Annotated in this window: 13 protein-coding genes; all 13 read left to right on the top strand. The window is 34.1% G+C overall.

What is annotated here, in order from left to right:
- Nucleotides 1-198: 198 nt before the first annotated feature.
- The 13 genes from Q0912_RS00255 to Q0912_RS00315 all read left to right on the top strand — a co-directional run bounded on the left by Q0912_RS00255 (nt 199) and on the right by Q0912_RS00315 (nt 21611).
- Complete coding sequence (locus Q0912_RS00255) at nt 199-3006, top strand: triple tyrosine motif-containing protein (RefSeq protein ID WP_299110690.1); 2808 nt, start codon at nt 199-201, stop codon at nt 3004-3006.
- 268 nt (nt 3007-3274) lie between these two features.
- Nucleotides 3275-6469 (top strand): glycoside hydrolase family 2 TIM barrel-domain containing protein, encoded by a 3195-nt coding sequence (locus tag Q0912_RS00260; RefSeq protein WP_299110693.1) that lies wholly within the window; start codon nt 3275-3277, stop codon nt 6467-6469.
- Nucleotides 6470-6481: 12 nt separating this feature from the next.
- Nucleotides 6482-7942 carry an Ig-like domain-containing protein gene (locus Q0912_RS00265; protein ID WP_299110695.1) on the top strand — a complete coding sequence of 487 codons (1461 nt, stop codon included), beginning with the start codon at nt 6482-6484 and terminating at the stop codon, nt 7940-7942.
- 10 nt (nt 7943-7952) lie between these two features.
- Nucleotides 7953-8822, top strand: coding sequence for a glycoside hydrolase family 16 protein (locus Q0912_RS00270; RefSeq protein WP_299110697.1), 870 nt, complete (start codon nt 7953-7955; stop codon nt 8820-8822).
- Nucleotides 8823-8838: 16 nt separating this feature from the next.
- Nucleotides 8839-9666, top strand: a complete 828-nt coding sequence (locus Q0912_RS00275) for a PKD domain-containing protein (RefSeq protein ID WP_299110698.1) — start codon at nt 8839-8841, stop codon at nt 9664-9666.
- Between the two features lie 126 nt (nt 9667-9792).
- Nucleotides 9793-13239, top strand: coding sequence for a hypothetical protein (locus Q0912_RS00280; RefSeq protein ID WP_299110701.1), 3447 nt, complete (start codon nt 9793-9795; stop codon nt 13237-13239).
- A 10-nt stretch (nt 13240-13249) separates the two neighbouring features.
- Nucleotides 13250-14542: a glycosyl hydrolase family 17 protein gene (locus Q0912_RS00285; protein ID WP_299110703.1), complete on the top strand. Its 1293-nt coding sequence runs from the start codon at nt 13250-13252 to the stop codon at nt 14540-14542.
- Nucleotides 14543-14635: 93 nt separating this feature from the next.
- Nucleotides 14636-16144, top strand: a complete 1509-nt coding sequence (locus tag Q0912_RS00290) for a glycoside hydrolase family 30 protein (RefSeq protein ID WP_299110705.1) — start codon at nt 14636-14638, stop codon at nt 16142-16144.
- 2 nt (nt 16145-16146) lie between these two features.
- Complete coding sequence (locus Q0912_RS00295) at nt 16147-17577, top strand: MFS transporter (protein WP_299110706.1); 1431 nt, start codon at nt 16147-16149, stop codon at nt 17575-17577.
- A gap of 187 nt (nt 17578-17764) precedes the next feature.
- On the top strand, nt 17765-18304 hold the full coding sequence (locus Q0912_RS00300; RefSeq protein ID WP_299110708.1) for a hypothetical protein: 540 nt from the start codon (nt 17765-17767) through the stop codon (nt 18302-18304).
- Between the two features lie 45 nt (nt 18305-18349).
- Complete coding sequence (locus Q0912_RS00305) at nt 18350-19777, top strand: MFS transporter (RefSeq protein WP_299110710.1); 1428 nt, start codon at nt 18350-18352, stop codon at nt 19775-19777.
- Nucleotides 19778-19783: 6 nt separating this feature from the next.
- Nucleotides 19784-20701 (top strand): glycosyl hydrolase family 17 protein, encoded by a 918-nt coding sequence (locus Q0912_RS00310; protein WP_299110712.1) that lies wholly within the window; start codon nt 19784-19786, stop codon nt 20699-20701.
- 19 nt (nt 20702-20720) lie between these two features.
- Entirely contained in the window at nt 20721-21611 is an 891-nt protein-coding gene (locus Q0912_RS00315) for a glycosyl hydrolase family 17 protein (protein WP_299110714.1), read from the top strand.
- The last annotated feature ends 47 nt before the right edge of the window (nt 21612-21658 follow it).

Genomic DNA, 21658 nt, shown 5'->3' on the forward strand with positions numbered 1-21658 from the left:
GAATGTAAAAGATTATTTCAAGCTCATTAATAAGTTTTTTCTGTCAAATTTATCTTATTTGTTATTGTAGTGCTACGTTACATAACCTGTACAAATCATTGTTAATCCTCTTATTTATGTATATTAGTACCTTAACATAATGTATTAGGCTGTGTTTTGATTAAATATTTGAGCATAGTTTTTTAAACTTGTTAATTAATGAGCTTAATAAAAAGAATTCATTATTTTTTAGTGTGCTTAGTAGTACTAAGTCTTCAATCTCAAGAGGTGCCACCTATTCAGGTTTTTAATCCTCAAGATTATAGTGCCGAAGATCAAAATTGGGCAATATCTCAAAATGAAAATGATTTTATTTATGTTGCTAATAATAAAGGACTTTTAGAATATAATGGTGCTTACTGGCAATTATACGAATCCCCTAATGATGATATTTTGAGATCAGTACATGTAGTTGGAGATAGAATTTATTCTGGCGGTTATATGGATTTTGGGTTTTGGACAAAAAACAAGTTTGGTGGCCTTCATTATAAATCTTTAACTAAAAACAAAGCTTTTAAAATTAAGGAAGATGAAGAATTTTGGGGAATCATAGATATTGAGGGATTTGTTTTGTTCCAATCTCTAGATAGAATATATATTTATAATGCATTTGATGAGAGTACTAGAATTATTGAATCCGAATCCAGGATCAATAAAATGTATAAAACCAATGAAACTATTTATTTTCAAAAAAGTGGGATAGGTGTTTTTAAAATAGAAAATGGAAAAGAAGTTTTTGTCACCTCGTCTCTTAGTATTGATAATATTGAGATTATAAATGTATTTGATAATCAAAACACCTTACTATTTTTAACTAAAGAGGATGGGTTTTACGAGTTTAAAAACGATAGGGTAGAAAAATGGAATGCTACCGAAAATGCATTATCTAATGTAAGTATATATAGTAGTACAAAATTGAATGATGGAAGCTTTATTCTCGGTACTATATCCAATGGTATTATTCAATTAGATAAGGAGGGAAAGATTAGATTAAAAGTTAATAAATCTTATGGTCTAAGTAATAATACAGTATTGTCTGTTAAAGAAGACAATGATGGTAACATTTGGCTAGGCTTAGATAATGGAGTTAATGTTATAAATTTAAACTCACCCTATAAAGTTTTTAAGGATAAGCAAGGTAGATTAGGCACAGTATATGCTTCTGTAAAAACAGACAAAAACCTCTATTTAGGAACTAATCAAGGTTTATTTTATAAAGCGTTAGATTCTGAGTCTGGTTTTAAATTTATTACTGGTACCGAAGGGCAAGTATGGTGCTTAAAAATTTTACAAGGTATATTGTTTTGCGGGCATGATAAAGGAACTTTCATAGTTAATAATAATAATGCTCAGAAGATTTCAGAAGAAAAGGGAACTTGGGAAATAAAAGAAATAGACGATAACCCAAATCTTTTAATCCAAGGTAATTATAGAGGTTTAACCATTTTAGAAAAAAGCACAAATAAGGATTGGCGATATAGAAATAAAATAAGTGGGTTTGATATTTCATCGAGGTATATAGAGTTTTCGGGAGTTAGTGAAATACTGGTAAGTCATGAGTACAAAGGAGTATACAAAATCGAAGTCGATAGTACTTATACCAATGTATTAGAATCTAAAAAAATAGCTATAAAACAAGGCGTAAAATCTAGTATAGTTAAGTTTAATAATTCAGTTTTTTATAGTTATAAGGAAGGTGTTTTTCGTTATGATGAAAATAACGAGAGATTTGAAAAAGATAGTCTTTTAAGTGCGTTTTTAAGTAAAGAGAAATATCTGTCGGGTAAGCTTATTAACGATAAAAAAGAGAATAGACTTTGGGGATTTAATGACAACGAGATTGTTTACATTGAGACAGGTAAACTATCAAATAAGCCCGATGTGAACATTATATCTATTCCAGGGGAATTGCGCAGTAATAAGACGGGGTATGAGAATCTACTTAATCTGAGTGATGGTAATTATTTGTTTGGCACTACTGATGGATATTTTGTTATTAATTTAAATAAGCTTCAACAAAATTCGGATAAAATTTATTTAAATGAAGCCTCCTATAGCTCGCTCCATAACGAGTTGGATCCAATAGATTTTAGCAAGCAAGGTTTAGAATTATCAAACAAAAATAACAGCCTTAAGTTTAAGTATAGTGTTACAAATTATGATAAGCTGTCATCATCAAAATATCAATATAGATTATTAGGTATATACGACCAATGGAGTGCATGGTCAAAAGACTCTGAAGTGTTTTTTGAAAACCTACCTTATGGGGATTATAATTTTGAAGCTAGAGCTATAACAGGCGGTGTTATTACTAACAACAAATTGTCCTATAAATTTTCAATTGACAAACCATGGTACCTAAAGCCATTAGCTATTACATTATATGTATTATCGTTTTTATTGTTGGCACTGGTTACGCAATATTTAAATATACGTTATTATAAAAAGCAAAAACGAAAGCTTATTGAGAATAAGGAAAGAGAGTTAGAGTTGAAACAGTTGGAGAGTCAACGACAGTTAATGGAATTTAAGAATGAGAACTTACAACTAGATATTGAAAACAAAAATAGAGAATTAGGTATTGCAACAATGAATTTGGTGAAACGTAATGAGTTTCTCAATACTATTAAAGAAGAATTGTCTAGGGGTAAATCATTAGATGATTTTAAAAAGGTAATTAAGCTCATTAATTCAAATTTAAATGACACTAACGATTGGAAACTATTTGAGGAAGCTTTTAATAATGTAGATAAAGACTTTATGAAAAAAGTTAAATCGCTACATCCCTCTATTACTCCCAACGATCTAAGATTGTGTGCTTACCTGCGCTTAAATTTATCCTCAAAGGAAATAGCCCCATTACTTAATATTTCACATAAAAGTGTAGAGGTTAAACGCTATCGTTTGCGTAAAAAGATGGGATTAGATCACGAACAAAGCCTCACAAATTACATTTTAGAGCTTTAAGACCTATACAAATTTAAATCAATACTATACATAACCTATACAAATTGCTTTTTTAGCCATAAAACCTAGCAATTCTTAATTAAATATTAATAAGTTAGAGTCGCAAATTAAAAGGCGGATAACTAAATTATTATCAAGTATTACCTCATTTCATTGCATTGTATATTTTTTGTATAGGATAAATTTGAGAAATTGATAATTTTTAATTCTAAGTTTATATCCACTAATGTTGTAATTAATCAAAATAACTAAACTTAAAAACAAGATTATGAAAAATTACTTTCTCAAGTTAATATTAATATGTCTTGCTATTCCTGTTTTTGGACAGGTGGATAAGGTATCAGTTCAAAATGACAGTGAAGGGATGAAATTGGTTGTAAATGGTGAGGACTTTATGATCAATGGGATGAACTGGGACTATATACCCATAGGCAACGACGTTGTAGATGCAAACTTATTTAGAAAATCAGATGAGGTTATTAAGTCTGCCCTCGATAGAGAAATGGCACTCTTAAAAAATATGGGCGTTAATGTGATACGTCAATATACAGGAGTACCCGCAAAATGGATACAGTATATTTATGAAAATTATGGCATATATACAATGCTAAATCATTCATTTGGCAGGTATGGTCTAACATTAAATGGTGTTTGGACACCAGTTACAATTTACGACGATAAAGTTACTCAAGACCTTTTAATGAGTGAGTTAACAAATCTAGTCAATGAATATAAAGACACTCCTGGTCTTCTAATGTACCTTTTAGGTAATGAGAATAATTATGGTTTGTTTTGGCAAGGAGCAGAAACAGAAGATTTCCCTGAAGGTGAAGAACAAAAAAGAGCAGTTGGAGAGAATCGAGGAAGACCTATGTATAGGCTTATGAATGAAGTTACTAAAGCTATGAAAGCTATAGATACTAATCACCCAGTTGCAATATGTAATGGTGATGTTTTATTTATAGATATAATAGCTGAGGAATGCCCTGATATAGATATTTATGGAACTAATACTTATAGAGGTGTATCGTTTGGCGATATGTTTCAAGTTGTAAAAGACAAGCTAAATAAGCCTGTAATGTTTACTGAGTTTGGTGCTGATGCATTTAGCGCAAAAGATAACAAAGAAGATCAGTACTCTCAGGCTTTTTATATGGTTGGAAATTGGAAAGAAATTTATGAAAATGCTGCAGGATTAGGAAAAACAGGAAACTCAATAGGAGGGTTTACATTTCAATTTAGCGATGGTTGGTGGAAATTTGGTTTTGACGATAGAAAGAATGCTGATGTTCATGATAATAATGCATCTTGGTCTAATGGTGGTTATTCCCGAGATATGGCAAAGCCTGGTGATAATAATATGAACGAAGAATGGTTTGGGATTTGTGCCAAAGGTCCAACAGATCCAAGAGGACTTTACGAATTATATCCTAGAGCAGCATATTATGCCTTAAAAGATGCGCATCAACTAAATCCGTATTCCGAAGGAATGACCTTAGAGTTTGTAAATGATTATTTCAATAATATACAACTCATGGATGCTGTTTTGAGAGCCCGAGGAGATAAAGCTGCACTAGATGGTGGGGGTGATCAAAAAATTAGAATAAGTAATTTACAGGCTAGGTTTACTACTTTTAATACTGGTGGATCATTAATAACCACACCTGATAATGAAAATCCTAATGAGAATGTATTTCCAAACCAGCTAGGATTTGATCATATGCAATCTTACTTTGTAGGGGTTGAAGGTAATCCTGCTCCTAATATGAGGGCTAAGGTTAATTTTAACATATTAGGTAATGTAGCAGAAAACCCTATTAATGAAATATTCTATGAAAGTGTAGGAAGACCTATTACAGTAACAGGTGTTGATGGTGGTAATAATACAGATGTAGAAATTAATGATTTTAACAGGCTAAGGGTTTATCAAGCAGAATTTGAATGGAATGCCAAAGATTTTGATTTAAGAGGGTTTTATAGAACAGGACATTATCATTGGGGTTATGAAGGGGATTTCTTTGGTCTTTATCCAGAGTCTAACTATGGTCCAAACCTAGATATTTACAATGGTGAGATTTTAGGTTTAGAAATTGATGCTAAAGGAAAACTAGATGGATTAAAAGCTGCTTTTGGCCCTCAACTATGGTGGGGAGCCAACCCAACAGCATTATTAAAATATCATAGAAGGTTTGGACATTATGACGTTACAGGTATATATCACAGAGATTTACAAACAGAATTAACCTTTGATGATACTGGCCGACGTGTATTAGATGCAAATCAGGTTCGAAGTGGTGTGATTCCCGCTTGGCCAATGGAAAGAGCTACAATTGCAGTAGAACGAGAGTTTGGCAAGGTAGGTGTTACTTTAGGTGGAATCTGGGCTGGTAATCCTCTTAATGGAAGTTCGTTTCAGGCAATGGATGGTAATACTGTAGTGGTAGATAAAATTACAAGTAAAGATAATTGGGGTGGTAAAGCAAAAGTCACTTATGAAGGAGGAAAGTTTAATTGGTATGCCCAAGGCTCGGTAATGGGATTGGTTGCTAATGGAGGAGTTGATCAGACATTAACCTTTACGGGATGGAGATTGAAGGATAGTGGTAGTGGTAATATGTCTAATTTCCTTACAGGATTTACTTATGCTACTGGCGATTTCCAAATAGCGCCAAACTTTATGTATCAGAAACCATTAGTTGATCCAATGCCTAGTGGAGTAAATGGGCCAGGTAGATTAAGAAATTTTATAGATGACCCCTTTGCAGTAAGAGGAGGTAACCGGGAAATGACAGCAGGAGAGATTTTAATTACATATGACCCTGAGCCAGGAACTTGGTTCTATGAATGGAATAATGATAGAGCTGAGGATGCGAAATTTGCAATGAATTTAGGTTTTGTTTATCGCAGTTTGCCTACAGCTCAAGATGCTCACATTGGTTTCTTAGCTAATCGTACTTTCTTTGCATTTCCTGATTCTGCACCAGCTGAAGATTTATGGGAAGTGCACTCAAGAATGGTATCTAAATTAGGTTCGGATTTTGGCGTAATTGGTAATTTCTATTATGGCAACGGACAAGGTAATGGAGATAGTGATAGAACTATTAAGCGATTTGGAGGAGATATCAGAGCTATTTATAAAAAGTTAAAGTTAGAAGGTCATGTAAAAGTCAACGATTGGGGACCTTTCGATTATCATAGAGATTTTAACTTAACCTACCCTTTACAGTTAATGCTAGATTTATCTACTTCACTGGGCAAGCCAGATTGGTTCATTTTACCTAGCACAACAGTTGGTATTAGAGGTATGTGGCGTTCATTAGATAGATTTTCACCAAGGTATTCACCAACTAACACCTTCACACCTAATACATTTCCTCCAGAACTTACATTAAGTCCTGCTGGATTTCCTAATGGTTCAGAATGGGAAATAAGAACCTATGTACATATTAATATTGGCAAATAAAATAAGCAGACGATGAAAAACATTAAATTATTTAAATTAAGAAACACCATCATTGCAGGATTATTACTTGTAATTACCTATGGTTGTGATAGAGATCTTACTGATGATATTGTTGATGCGACTTTTCCAAGTACAGCAGATGTGTTTATTGATAATCCAGTAGGACTTACAGATGAATTTTTTGAATCGTTCGATCCAGCAGAGGGTTATAATACAGAAGATACTTTTGAGGTTGTTGATGATGAGGCTTACGAAGGAACATCTTCTATAAGAATTGACGTTCCTTCTCCCGATAACCCTAATGGATTTCTAGCAGGTGGTATTTTTAGAGACCGTGGAACAGGCCGTGATTTAACAAGTTACGATGCTTTAACATTTTGGGCTAAGGCTACAACAACAGCCACTTTAGCTAGTGTTGGTTTTGGTGCAGATTTTGACGAAGACAAATTTACAGTTGTTAGATCAGATGTTCAACTAAATACAAATTGGACTAAATATATAATACCTATTCCAGATGCGTCTAAACTTGTCCAAGAAAGAGGTTTGTTTTCATTTATCGCTGCTCCTTTCGATGTGTTAGGAGATGGTCCTAATGGCAATGAAATAGGGTGGACATTATGGATAGATGAAATACGATATGAAGCACTAGGAACCCTAGGTCAATCGCGACCTCGCATTTATAATGGAGCAGATTTAGTAGAAGAAACGTTTACGGGTTCTTCTTTTCAGGTTACTCCCCTAACTTATACTGCTAATTTGCCGACAGGTATTGATGCAACGGTTACTCCTGCATTTAGTTATTTTACATTTGAAAGTTCAAACCCTTCTGTGGCATCTGTAAGTGAGTCAGGTGAGGTTTTTGTTTTAGGGGATGGTACGGCTACCATTACAGCTACGTTAGCAAATAATCAAGCCGAAGGCTCTTTACAAATTAATGCCGCAGGAGCATTTGTAAATGCCCCTGACCCAACCGAACCTGCCGCTAATGTTATCTCTATATACAGTGATTCTTATACAGGAGTTAATGGTTTAAATGTTGGCGCTTTTAATAATGCAGATATTAATATTCAAACGCAGACATTTGATAGTAATGGGCATATTGTATATGAGAATCTTGAATTTGTTGGCATGAGTTGGGATGGTACTATAGATGTGTCTGGTATGACCCATGTACACTTAGATGTTCAGTTAACTAGCCCAGGTTCAACGCTTATCGTAGAATTGATAGATTTTGGACCTGATAATACCGATAATGGATTAGTAGGAACAGATGGTTCTGCAGGTGGATTTAATGCAACAAGTCAACTTATGGAAGGTGACTGGGTCGGTATTGACATTCCGCTTAATGCGTTTACCCTACCAACAGGAGGTGGTGGAGCAGGAAACCCTAATTTAAATAATATGGGGTATGTTGTTTTAGTCTCTAATGGCGGATCTGTTTTAGTTGATAATGTTTATTTCTACAATCAATAAATTTTAAATCATGAATGTAATAATTAAAAAAAATATAACGGCATTGATATTAATCTCTGGATTAATTTTCACTAGTTGTGATCTTGATGAAACCCAAGAAGTAGCAACACTAGATAATTTAGTAATGCAAGATGAGTTTGATGTAGATGGGGCACCTAACCCAGGCATGTGGAACTACGAAATTGGCGATGGAACTGCGCAAGGCATCCCAGGGTGGGGAAATAATGAATTACAATATTACACAGATCGACCAGAAAATGTAAAAGTTGAAAACGGTATGCTAGTACTTACAGCTCGCGAAGAATTATTTGAAGGGTCAAGTTATACTTCGGCGAGAATTACTACGCAAAACCTATTCGAACAGAAATATGGCCGTTTCGAAGCACGCATTCGTTTACCTTGGGGTAAAGGAATATGGCCAGCATTTTGGTTATTAGGCAACGATTGTGATCAAAACCCTTGGCCAAATTGTGGTGAAATAGACATTATGGAATACCTTGGCAATTCACCGACGGTAGTGTTTGGTAGTGTTCATGGTCCAGGATATAATGGTGGTGATTCTGTTTCAAAAGAATATGGGATTGAAGATGGTCGTTTTGATACTGATTTCCACGTATTTGGTATAGAATGGAGTCCTAACCGCATTAACTACTATGTTGATGACGAATTGTACCAATCTATAACTCCAGAATCCATAGCCGAAGATGCTCAAGAATCTATTGAAGATAGTGAACTTTCTAATGCTGGAGACTGGGTATTTAATCGTCCGTTTTATATCATTATAAATATGGCTGTAGGTGGAGATTTACCTGGTCCGCCAAATGCTCAAACTGTATTTCCGCAAACAATGTTAGTGGACTATGTTAGAGTTTATAATTAATTAAAAAACTAAAAGCATGAAATCATTAAAATATAAAATAGCATTACTTTCTATTATTATTCTATCGTCTTCAATCATATCTTGTGAGGATAATGATAGTGGTGTTTCCTTATTAGGTTTAGAGGCAAGGTTTTTAGCAGAAGTTCAATCTAGTACTATAACTTTTACTAATATCTCAAATGATGCAACGAGCTATATGTGGAATTTTGGAAATGGTGATACATCCACTCTTGTAAACCCTGTAGTCACCTTTGACAATGGAACATATAATGTAACCTTAACTGCATATGATGATAATGGAAATTCTGACATATTTTCTGAAACGTTTACAATAGATTGCGAAACATCAGAAAACATTGACCCTGCTAACGGTAATCTTAACTGGACGTTTTTTACTGTATCAGATGATACAACATTTGATGCATTTGGTAATACAGCAGGTTTTATCGTAGAAAATCCTGTTATAGATGCGGTTAACTCTAGTTGTAGTGTGCAACGTTATGAAAAAACAGCAGGATGTTTCACTTTTGCAGGATTAGGTGTTGGGTTTGATACGCCAATAGATTTTTCTCTGCCAGAAACGGGAAAAACCTTTACAATGAAGGTACTTGCTGAAACACAACTAACAGATGTTACATTACGATTAGAATTTATGCCATTTCCAAATACAGAACCTTCTCAAGACAGAGTGGCTAGTATTACACAATTGGGAGAGTGGCAAGAACTAACATTTGACTTTACTGATGTGCCTTCTGGAACGTTTCAGAGTATGATTATTTACTTCGAAAGAAATGCACCTTGTGACGGCGATATCTATTATTTTGATGATATAATTCAACAGTAAAAACATATCAAATATGGTTTTGTTAAGTCTATAAATGACTAACAAGTTTTAATAAAAATCACTAATAATTTTCAAGATTTCAGTTTTACTACAATATGTTAAACTGAAATGTTAAGTAGCTAGCTAATGCCTAACACACAAATATTAGATAAGACAGTGAAATTAGAAGAAGTTTCAATTGATAATAAAGCTTATTTTAAGATTTCAAATAGCAATGAGATGCGCCCATTTTTTATGAGCATTGTCAGTGATTCTAACCATTGGATGTTTATATCGAGCAATGGTGGGCTAACTGCAGGGCGAAAAAACTCAGAATTTGCGTTATTCCCCTATTATTCTGATGATAAAATTACAGAATCCTCAGAAATTACAGGTGCAAAATCTATTTTTCAAATCATAAAAAATGGTGAGAAATTTATTTGGGAACCTTTCTCAATAAGATTTCAGGATAACTACGATACAAGAAATAATCTTTATAAAAGTGTTTATGGCAATTCCATCATTTTTGAAGAAGAAAACCTGGATTTAGAGCTTACGTTTAAATACGAATGGTGCTCTAGTAATGCTTATGGGTTTATTAAAAAATCCACCTTAAGTAATAATTCGGATTTGCCTGTTGAGATAAGTGTATTAGATGGTATTCAAAATGTTATGCCATATGGTGTTAGTAGTGCATTACAAAATGCAAGTAGCAATTTAGTGGATGCATATAAACGTACAGAATTAATTGAACAAACAGGTATTGGGATTTTTGCATTAAGTGCCATTATTGTAGATAAGGCTGAGCCAAGCGAAGCTTTAAAAGCAAATATAGCTTGGTCTCTAGGCTTAGATAATCCCAAATACCTTTTGTCATCATTACAATTGGATAACTTTAGGAATTTTGAAAACGTAAGTCAAGAAACAGACATTAAAGCAGAAAAGGGTGCTTACTTTGTTAATTCTAGAATTCAATTATCTCCTCAAGAGCATAAAGATTGGGTTATCGCAGCTAATGTAAATCAAGATACTTCAGATATAGTTCATATTTCTAAACAAATAAATGAGGATAGTCAATTATTAAATAAACTTGAAAAAAGCATTGCGCTGGGTACAAAACGACTTATTAAGTTAAATGCATCTTCAGACGCATTACAATTAACATCAGATAGTTTTAGAGATACAAGACACTTTTCGAATACACTTTTCAATATTATGAGAGGTGGTATTTTTGATGATGGTTATACTATTGAAAAATGGGATTTTAATAAGTATATGGTTAATGCTAATGAAAAAGTTGCAAAGCATAATGAAACTATTATTGAGGCTTTACCAGAAAAATTTACTATAAGTGACCTAAAACAAATGGCAGACAAAAGCTCTGATAAAGATTTTTCACGTCTTTGTTTAGAATATATGCCTTTAAAATTTAGTCGCCGTCATGGTGATCCAAGTCGTCCTTGGAACAAATTTTCCATTAATACAAGAAGCGAAATAGATGGCTCTAAAATATTAGACTACGAAGGCAACTGGCGTGATATTTTTCAAAATTGGGAAGCATTAGCCTATTCTTACCCAGAGTTTATTGAGAGTATGATTCATAAGTTTTTAAATGCCACAACTTTTGATGGTTACAATCCTTATCGCGTAACTAAAGGTGGCTTTGACTGGGAAATTAGCGAACCAGATGATCCTTGGTCTTATATTGGCTATTGGGGCGACCATCAAATTATTTACCTACTCAAGTTTTTAGAGTTTATAGAAGATTATAAACCAGGTAAATTAAAAAGTCTGTTTAATAAAGAGCTGTTTGTATATGCCAATGTGCCCTACAGAATTAAATCTTATCAGGATTTATTAAAAAATCCAAAAGATACCATAGAGTTTGATGAAGATTCTGACGAAGAAATTAGAGCAAAACGAGATAAAATAGGTGCAGATGGAGCATTATTGCAATATGCAAATGGTAATGTGGTTAGAGCCAATTTTATAGAAAAAATATTGGCAACAACTTTAGCTAAACTTTCCAATTTTATCCCAGAAGGAGGTATATGGATGAATACACAACGCCCAGAGTGGAACGATGCCAACAATGCATTAGTTGGTAATGGAATCTCAATGGTTACGTTATACTATTTACGACGATTCTTAAAGTTCTTTGAAGGTGTATTTGAAAACAATTCTACAGATACAGTAGAGGTCGCTTCTGAGGTCGCTGACTTTTTTAACGCCGTTAAATCTACTTTTATACAGAATGAGAGTCTATTAAATAAACCTATAGATGATAGGAGTAGAAAAGAAATATTAGATGCTGTAGGTAATGCTGGTAGTGTTTTTAGAGAGAATATTTATAAAAATTCATTTTCAGGAGATAAATCTAAACTTCAATTTAAAGCTATTAAAGCATTTACTCATTCAGCATTAAAACATTTAGAACATTCAATTGAGGCTAACAAACGTCATGATAAAATTTATCATGCCTATAATTTAATGACAATTGAGGATGGTAATGCGGTTTCAATTGCTTATTTAGATGAAATGTTAGAAGGCCAGGTAGCGGTTCTAAGTTCAGGATATTTAAGTTCTAAAGAAAATTTAGCAGTACTAGATGGACTTAAACAAAGCAAACTATTTAGAGACGATCAGTACAGCTATGTTTTATATCCATATAAAAACCTAAAAGGGTTTATGGATAGAAATACTATACCAGTAAACGCAGTAGAGAGTTCAGAATTACTAAAAACTTTAATTGTAGATGGAAATACGCTTATAATAGAAAAAGATGTAAACAACGACTACCATTTTAACGGTAACTTTAAAAACGCTAATGATCTTAGTGAAGCACTGAAAAATTTATCAGGAACAGATTATGAGAATCTAGCCTCTAACGATGAATCTAAAGTGCTTAAGATTTTTGAAGATGTCTTTAACCATAAAGCATTTACAGGTCGTTCAGGTACTTTCTATGGTTATGAAGGGTTGGGTTCTATATACTGGCATATGGTATCTAAACTTCTATTAGCTGTTATGGAATGTTGCCAAAAAGCAATAGAAGAAAACGAAAGAGATGAAGTCATAGGTAGGTTATTAGAACATTACTATGAAATTAATGAAGGTATAGGTGTACATAAGTCACCAGAACTATACGGAGCCTTTCCAACAGATCCATATTCTCATACTCCAGCAGGTAAAGGAGCTCAGCAACCTGGCATGACAGGGCAAGTCAAAGAAGACATTCTAAGTCGTTTTGGCGAATTGGGTGTATTTATGAAGGAAGGAAAATTAGTGTTTAACCCATGCATGCTTCGTAAAGAAGAATTTTTAGACGAGACCAGAACATTCAATTATATTAATGTTGAAGGGAATACATCTCAACTAAAAATTAATAAAGGAGAATTAGTGTTTACATATTGTCAGGTCCCAGTAATTTATAGCCTATCAGAAACACACAAATCTGAAGCTAAACTAAAAGGTAGTTCAGCACAGACTTTTGAGGGCTTAGGTCTTAATAAAACCATGAGTCGAGAAGTATTTAACCGTTCAGGTGAGGTAGAACTTATTAGAGTATATATTAAAGAAAATTATTTAAAATAGTATAAGTGTCATGAAAAAAGGAGTAATTGTAGTTTTTGTTTTATCTCTAGTGTTCATGATGTCTTGTAGTAAAAATAAAAAAGGCGAACCGTCTTCAACCCAAATTAAGAAAGAAGTGACAGCAAAAGATATATTAGGTAATCCAGAGTATTTAGCCATTTCGTATGGCGGGTATCGCAAAAAATCGAGGGACAGTCAACCTACGCTATCAGAGCTTAAAGAAGATTTAAGAATCTTATCTGCTATGGGCATTAAAGTATTAAGAACATATAACGTTCAGCCTAAATTACCACATGCTTCAAATGTATTAAAAGCAATTTCCGAACTTAAAAAGGAGGATGCAAACTTTGAGATGTATGTTATGTTAGGAGCTTGGATTGATTGTTTAAACGCATGGACAGGTAAAGAACCAGACCATGATACTGAAAGCCCAAATAATGCAGGTGAGATAAAAAGAGCTGTTAAATTAGCAAACAAGTATCCAGATATCGTTAAGGTTATAGCTGTTGGTAACGAAGCCATGGTAAAATGGGCTACTGAATATTACGTTCAACCTGGTGTTATTTTAAAATGGGTTAATCATCTTCAAAATTTAAAGACAGAAGGGAAGCTGTCAAAAGACTTGTGGATTACCAGTTCAGATGATTTTGCATCTTGGGGTGGTGGAGAAACGCAGTATCATGTTGAAGATTTAAATAAGCTCATCAAAGCTGTAGATTACATTTCTATGCATACCTACCCATATCACAATACACATTACAACCCAGAATTTTGGGGAGTGCCAGAAGCGCATGTAGATATGCCAGATACAACAAAGATAGAAATGGCTATGGAGCGTGCTATAAAGTTTTCTCAAAAACAATACGATAGCGTTACCAATTACATGAAAAGTGTTGGAGTTAACAAACCTATACATATTGGTGAGACAGGATGGGCAACAATTTCTAATGGTCAATATGGCGATAATGGATCTCGTGCTACTGATGAGTACAAACAAGGCTTGTACCATGAGCAAATGCGAAAGTGGAATAATAGAGCTGGTATTTCCTGTTTTTATTTTGAAGCCTTCAATGAGCAATGGAAGGATGCCCATAATGCGAAAGGATCAGAAAATCACTTTGGGTTGTTTACTATTGATGGTAAGGCTAAATATCCTATTTGGGATTTGGTAGATAAAGGAATTTTTGAAAGCTTAACCAGAAATGGTAATGCGATTACAAAAACCTATAATGGTAATAAAGAAGCACTTTTAAAAGAAGTCTTAGTGCCACCATCAGAAGAAGAAATCATGGCAAATAGATAAATCATGAAATGAGCCATGTCATAAAGGTTAATCTGACTTTAAACGATTAATGGGGAATTATACGTGACCTATAAAGCAATAAAAACAGAACACATGAAACTATTAAGATTTGGCATTTGTTGTCTTTTAATAACGACTATGAGTTGTAATAAAGAAGAAAAAAACGAACTGGTATTAGAAGTTTTTGAAACTTCTGCAAGTGGTAATAAATTAACTAAAATTAATGAATATACTAAAGTAGATTCTGCTACAGTCATTAAAATAAACCCAGATAAAAAATTTCAAACCTTAACAGGTTTTGGTGGTGCTTTTACAGAATCTTCGGCTTATCTTCTTAATAAGTTGAGTAAAAAAAACAGAGATACCATTATGCAAGCTTACTTTGCTGAAGATGGAGCTAATTACTCATTGTGTAGAACACACATGAATTCTTGCGATTTTTCCTTGTCTCAATATTCATATACTCCAACAGAAGATAAAGAGTTAAAGGATTTTTCGGTTAAAGAAGATATGGATGATTTAATTCCAATGATAAAAGAGGCTAACCTTATTTCAAAAGATGGATTTAAGCTGTTTGCTTCACCATGGACAGCTCCACCGTGGATGAAGGATAATAAAGAATGGGTTGGTGGTAAGCTATTATCAGAACATTACCCTACTTGGGCATTATTTTTTTCAAAATATATAGAAGCCTACAAAGCTCAAGGCATAGAACTTTGGGGTTTTACTGTAGAGAACGAACCTCATGGTAATGGTAATAATTGGGAGAGTATGCATTTTTCACCTGAAGAGATGACAGATTTTGTTCAAAATCATTTAGGACCAAAATTAGAAGCCGATGGTTATGGTGATAAAATCATTCTGGGATATGATCAAAACAGGGCTGGTCTAAAAGAATGGGTCGATGTTATGTATGCTACTGAAGCTTCTTCTAAATATTATGATGGTACAGCTATTCATTGGTACGAAAGTACTTATAAAATTTTTGCAGAAGATTTACAATATGCTCACAACAAAGCTCCAGACAAATATTTAATAGAAACTGAAGGTTGTATAGATTCTCAAGTTCCAGAATGGAAAGATGATGCATGGTACTGGAAAAAAGAAGCCACAGATTGGGGCTGGGATTGGGCGGCAGAAGACGAAAAATACTTACATCCAAAGTATTCTCCAGTAAATAGATATGCAAGAGATATTATAGGATGTTTAAATAATTGGGTAGACGGTTGGGTCGATTGGAATATGGTTTTAGACCGACAAGGTGGGCCTAATTGGTTTGAAAACTGGTGCGTAGCACCAGTCATTGTAGACCCTGATGCAGATGAGGTATACTTTACTCCACTATATTATACAATGGCGCACTTTAGCAAATACATGAGACCAGGAGCCGAGGTGTTAGGTGTAGAAAATACAGATGATGATTTAATGGTTACAGCCTGTAAAAATCCTGATGGTTCCATCGCAGTTGTAATTTTTAATGAAGGAAAAAAAGCTAAGAATTATGCCCTAAACCTAGACGGTAAAACGAAAAACATCGGTATAAAAGGACAAGCAATACAAACTATAGTAATACCTAATAAAGAACTAACTAACACCAAATAATTATGTCAAACCAAAAAACAGCCGCAATTGATAAAGTTCCTTTAGGTCAAAAGGCAGCCTTCGGAGCAGGGCATTTAGTTCTTAATTTATTACCAGGTGCCTTAGGTGTCTTTATGTTTTTCTTATTAACGGTCTTTGGAATGGATCCTCTACAGGCCGGAATATTAGGGGGATTACCGCGAATTTTTGATGCCATTACCGATCCTGTAATGGGTTTTATATCAGATAATACGAGCTCAAAATATGGGAGAAGAAGACCTTACATTTTTGTTGGTGCCATTTTAAGTGCCATATTTTTCGTTTTGCTTTGGCAGATGGATGAAAACAATACTGCCACGTTCAACTTTTGGTATTTTTTGATAATGTCTTTAGTTTTTTTAATAGGTAATACCATGTTTGCGACACCATTGGTTGGATTAGGTTTTGAGATGACCTCAGATTATAATGAACGTACCAAATTAATGGCCTTTTCACAAACCGTTGGTCTAATAGCCTGGGTAATAGTCCCGTGGTTTTGGCCAATGATACCAAATGAAAACCTTTTCGAAAGTCAGGCAATTGGGATAAGAACATTAGCTCTATATGTTGGGTTAGGCTGTTTGCTTTTGGGAATTCTACCTGCCATATTTTGTCGAGGTATAGATGCTGGACATATGGAGGATAGAAAAAAATTGACGCTTAAGACCATATTCAGTAACTTAAAAGATTTAGTTTCGAGTATAGGTGAAGCCGTAAAAAATAAGCCTTTTATGAAGCTGTGTGGTGCAACATTTTTAGTCTTTAATGGATTTCAAATCGTAGCTTCATTTAGTTTCTTTATCATAGTATTTTATTTATTTAATGGTGATTATGGCGCAACGGGTTTTTGGCCTGCTTGGTTTAGTTCAATAAGTGCTTTAGTATCTGCTATAGTGGTAATTCCTATTGTGTCTGCTATGGCCTCAAAATGGGGCAAAAAGAATGCTTTTATTATAGCAACCGCAATTTCTATAGTTGGATATATTTTAAAATGGTGGACATTTATACCAGATAATCCTTGGTTAATGTTTATTCCAATACCATTGATGTCATTTGGTTTAGGAAGTTTATTTACATTGATGATGTCTATGACTGCGGATGTTTGTGATTTAGATGAATTAGTAAATGGCATGCCCCGTAAAGAAGGAACCTTTGGTGCATTGTATTGGTGGGTTGTAAAATTAGGGCAAGGTCTGGCTCTAGTGTTCGGAGGTCTCGTGCTACAAATTATAGGATTTGATGGTGGTCTCGCAACACAATCTGAAGAAACTTTAGTGAATCTTAGAATTGCTGATATTGTTTTTCCAGTAGTCACAGCGGCTTTAGCTATATGGGTCATGTGGAAATATAGCCTATCTGAGGAAAGAGCTAAGGACATCAAAAATGAACTAGAAGAAAGAAGAGGTAAGCTATAAGTTTTATAGTGCCTGTAAACATATATAATCATTAAGAAATAAAAATTTGAAATACAATTTTATATTATCTCTTAATAAATACTAAATCAAAATGTCAACAAAAGAAATAATCTTATTAATTGGAATTATTTTAATAATAATTGCAATTTTAAGTAGTATAAAAAGAAAAAATTCTGAGGCTCGGTTATTGAGCACAAAAGTTGGTGTACCTATAGGAATATTAGGCGTTCTAATGGTAATGTATACAAGTTACTCTGGATCTGGTTACAGTCATAACCAACTCGAGCAAATCTCATCAGGTAACAAATTAAAAATAGAAGGGCCAGTTAATACTATTAAGGTGATATCACCTATTGATCAAGATTCCGTGGATTGTCGTATTCTCACAATGGGAGTTTATCCAGAATCCCACAATAAAGATATTTGGGTAATAATAAGACCAACTGATGATAGATATTACCCGCAATCTGATCATACAAATACATCTTATAAAAGAGATGGTGAGTGGCAAGTTGTTACGCGTTTTGGGGGAGATAAAGGTGAAGCTTATGGTCTGATTATTTATGAAGCTGATTCTGTAGCTTCATCATTTTTTAGTTCAACTATTGAAAAATGGAAAGAAGCCGATGATTATCCTGGTTTAAAATTAGAAGAATTACCAACAGGAGCGAAGGAAGTAGATCGCATTAAAATTTACACCAGGAAAAACTGTAGAGGAGTTTTTTAGTATAAATTTTAAGAAATTAAATTACTTAATGTATGAATTACTATAATGCACACTGTATATAAAGATAAAGTTCCATTTGGTCAAAAAGTAGCTTTTGGTATTGGTATGCTTGCCAATCAAATGTTTCCTGCTGCACTTGGAATATTTATGGTAGTCTTAGTGAAAGATTTAGGTTTTGAAGGATGGCAATGGAGCCTTATTTATTTTTTACCTAGAATTTTTGATGCATTCACTGACCCAATAATGGGCTTCATTTCTGATAATACAAAATCAAAATGGGGCAGAAGAAGGCAATATGTATTTCTTGGGGCTATTATAATGGGTATCTCTTTTGTTATAATGTGGCAACTTTATCGCGAGAACACTATTGAATATAATTTCTACTATTTTATGTTCTGGTCCTTTATATTCTATTTAGGCCTTACTATTTTTAGTGTTCCATATGTAGCCATGGGTTATGAAATGAGTGATGATTTTCATGAGCGAACTAATATAATGGCTGTTGCTCAGTGGATCGGACAATGGGCTTGGGTTATTGCACCTTGGTTTTGGGTGATTATGTATGATCCAGAATGGTTTTCAACTGCAGATGTCGCAACAAGATCACTTGCTATTTGGGTAGGTGTTGGCTGTGCTATCCTAGCGATTGTACCTGCTATATTTATTAAAAGTAAATCTACGGTAAATGAAGATTATATGCCTTTAACTTTGGGTAACGCAAGAAAAAGTTTAGTTGAGATTTTTGATGGATTCAAAGAGGCGTTTAAATCTTTGCCATTTAGAAGACTTTGTATTGCCACATTCTTCATTTTTAATGCTTTTAATACAGTAGCTGCGTTTTCTTTCTTCATTGTTGTCTATCACTTATTCAGTGGAGATGCTGGGGCTGCTGGTATTTGGCCTACTTTGTTTGGGAGCATAGGTGCTCTTATTACAACATTCGCAGTGATTCCTATTGTTACATGGATGTCTAAAAAAATGGAGAAAAAAAGAGCGTTTTTAATATCTCAAGGAATTTCAATAATTGGTTACATATTACTATGGTTCTTATTTGTACCAGGTAAACCCTACATGTTTATTTTTGCTTTACCATTTTTCTCTTTTGGCATAGGAAGCTTGTTTACCTTAATGATGTCAATGACAGCAGATGTGATTGATTTAGATGAACTTAATACAGGCAAACGTAGAGAAGGTGTTTTTGGAGCTATTTATTGGTGGATGGTAAAATTTGGATTTGCAATTGCAGGTGGGTTAAGTGGTTTAATATTGACTTATGTGGGTTTTGACTCAACACCAAACGCTATCCAAACAGTAGAATCAATAACAGGATTAAGATTGTTTTTTTCAGGAGTACCAATATTTGGAACTTTAGTAGCTATAGCTGTGATGTGGAATTATTCTGTATCTGAGCAACGCGCAAATGAAATAAAGGAGGAACTCATAAAACGTAGAGAAAGTTTAACAATAACATAAGATTAAATGTCATATAGAGAAGGACACTATTTTAAAAAAAATTCATATAGTCAAATAGCTACGCAAGGTATTGATTTATCGAGATACAGTTTAGAGGAATTAAAAACTTTGTGGAGAAGAACTTTAGAAGAAGGTATGCATGGGATTTGCTTTAGTATGTACGAAGATGGTCAGAGACCAGGAGATACCATAACAGAGCAACAAGTAGAGCGGCGTGTAAAACTCTTAAAGCCTTACGCAAAATGGATTCGTTCGTTTTCATGTATTGAAGGTAATGAGCATGTAGCACGTTTATCAAAAAAACATGGAGTAAAAACTCTGGTTGGTGCATGGTTGGGAGATGACAAAGATGATAATGAACAAGAAATTGAAGGTTTAATTCAGTTAGCAAAGCAAGGTTGTGTTGATGTAGCTGCGGTAGGAAATGAGGTATTATACAGAAATGATTTAACGTTAGATGAACTAGTAGGTTATATCAACCGTGTTAAAGAAGCACTTTCGGGTATGAATATTCCAGTAGGTTATGTAGACGCCTATTACGAATTTTCTCGTCACCCTATACTTGTAGAAAGTACAGATGTTGTATTAGCTAATTTATATCCTTACTGGGAAGGGTGTCCAATAGAGTATGCTCTGGGTCATATGCAAGCCATGTACGGGCAGGTTGTTGACGCAGCGCAAGGCAAACCAATTATTATTACGGAAACAGGATGGCCAAGCCAAGGTGGAGGTCTAAAAGGTGCGGAGGCAGGTGAAGAAGCTGCCATGAAGTACTTTATAGATGCTATGAATTGGACTAAAGAAAATCATATCCCTATCTTTTATTTTTCATCATTTGATGAGTCATGGAAAGTAGGACCAGAAGGTGAAGTAGGTGCCTATTGGGGACTATGGGATAAGCATGAAAAACTTAAATATAGTTAATATACAAGCCTAAAAGATCATGTCCATCAGAGAAGAAAAATTTTTAGCATTAGCGTCTATTGATTACGATGGAATGTCTATTGAAGATTTACAAAAGTTCTTTAGAAAAACTTTAAAGTCTGGTATGCATGGTCTTTGCTCAAGTCCTTATGAAGAAGGACAAGAACCTGGTGATCAATTAACTGAAGAACAAATAAGAAGACGACTAGAAATCATACAACCTTACACGGATTGGATTCGCTCTTTTTCTTGCACAGACGGTAATGAGCTTATCCCTAAAATAGCTAAGGAAATGGGTATGAAAACCTTAGTAGGTGCTTGGTTAGGTGATGATGCTGAGATAAATGAAAAAGAGTTAAATGCTCTTATTAATTTAGTTAATGATGGTTTAGTGGACCTTGCTGCTGTTGGTAACGAAGTGATGTATAGAGGAGATTTAACCGAAGAAGAACTTTTACAAAAAATTTACTTTGTTAAAGATGCTATTAAGGCTACCAAAATTCCTGTAGGTTATATAGATGCTTATTACGAGTTTCAGGAAAGACCTGCAATAACCGAAGCATGCGATATAATATTAGCAAATTGTTATCCTTTCTGGGAAGGGTGTGATTTAGATTATTCCTTACTTTATATGAAAGATATGTACCATAAGGCTAAGCGTGCTGGGAATGGTAAAAGAGTAGTCATTACTGAAACAGGCTGGCCAAGTCAGGGCACAAATTTGCAAGGAGCGTTTCCCTCACAAGAGAATGCTATAAAATATTTTATAAACACACAAAAATGGTCAAAAGAAGAAGATGTAGAGATTTTCTACTTTTCATCGTTTGACGAGTCTTGGAAAGTCGGCGCAGAAGGTGATGTAGGCGCTTATTGGGGACTTTGGGACAAAAATGAAAAATTGAAGTATTAAACCTATGCTCTTAACATAGATTTAGAATTCAAAATCTACTTATTTCC

This window comes from uncultured Winogradskyella sp. (assembly GCF_947498345.1).
In the GTDB taxonomy this organism is placed as follows: Bacteria; Bacteroidota; Bacteroidia; order Flavobacteriales; family Flavobacteriaceae; genus Winogradskyella.

What these genes read in the sequence shown, in the direction of transcription:
- Q0912_RS00255 (WP_299110690.1), top strand. Translation starts at nt 199, where the DNA reads ATGAGCTTAATAAAAAGAATTCATTATTTTTTAGTGTGCTTAGTAGTA.
- Q0912_RS00260 (WP_299110693.1), top strand. Translation starts at nt 3,275, where the DNA reads ATGAAAAATTACTTTCTCAAGTTAATATTAATATGTCTTGCTATTCCT.
- Q0912_RS00265 (WP_299110695.1), top strand. Translation starts at nt 6,482, where the DNA reads ATGAAAAACATTAAATTATTTAAATTAAGAAACACCATCATTGCAGGA.
- Q0912_RS00270 (WP_299110697.1), top strand. Translation starts at nt 7,953, where the DNA reads ATGAATGTAATAATTAAAAAAAATATAACGGCATTGATATTAATCTCT.
- Q0912_RS00275 (WP_299110698.1), top strand. Translation starts at nt 8,839, where the DNA reads ATGAAATCATTAAAATATAAAATAGCATTACTTTCTATTATTATTCTA.
- Q0912_RS00280 (WP_299110701.1), top strand. Translation starts at nt 9,793, where the DNA reads ATGCCTAACACACAAATATTAGATAAGACAGTGAAATTAGAAGAAGTT.
- Q0912_RS00285 (WP_299110703.1), top strand. Translation starts at nt 13,250, where the DNA reads ATGAAAAAAGGAGTAATTGTAGTTTTTGTTTTATCTCTAGTGTTCATG.
- Q0912_RS00290 (WP_299110705.1), top strand. Translation starts at nt 14,636, where the DNA reads ATGAAACTATTAAGATTTGGCATTTGTTGTCTTTTAATAACGACTATG.
- Q0912_RS00295 (WP_299110706.1), top strand. Translation starts at nt 16,147, where the DNA reads ATGTCAAACCAAAAAACAGCCGCAATTGATAAAGTTCCTTTAGGTCAA.
- Q0912_RS00305 (WP_299110710.1), top strand. Translation starts at nt 18,350, where the DNA reads ATGCACACTGTATATAAAGATAAAGTTCCATTTGGTCAAAAAGTAGCT.
- Q0912_RS00310 (WP_299110712.1), top strand. Translation starts at nt 19,784, where the DNA reads ATGTCATATAGAGAAGGACACTATTTTAAAAAAAATTCATATAGTCAA.
- Q0912_RS00315 (WP_299110714.1), top strand. Translation starts at nt 20,721, where the DNA reads ATGTCCATCAGAGAAGAAAAATTTTTAGCATTAGCGTCTATTGATTAC.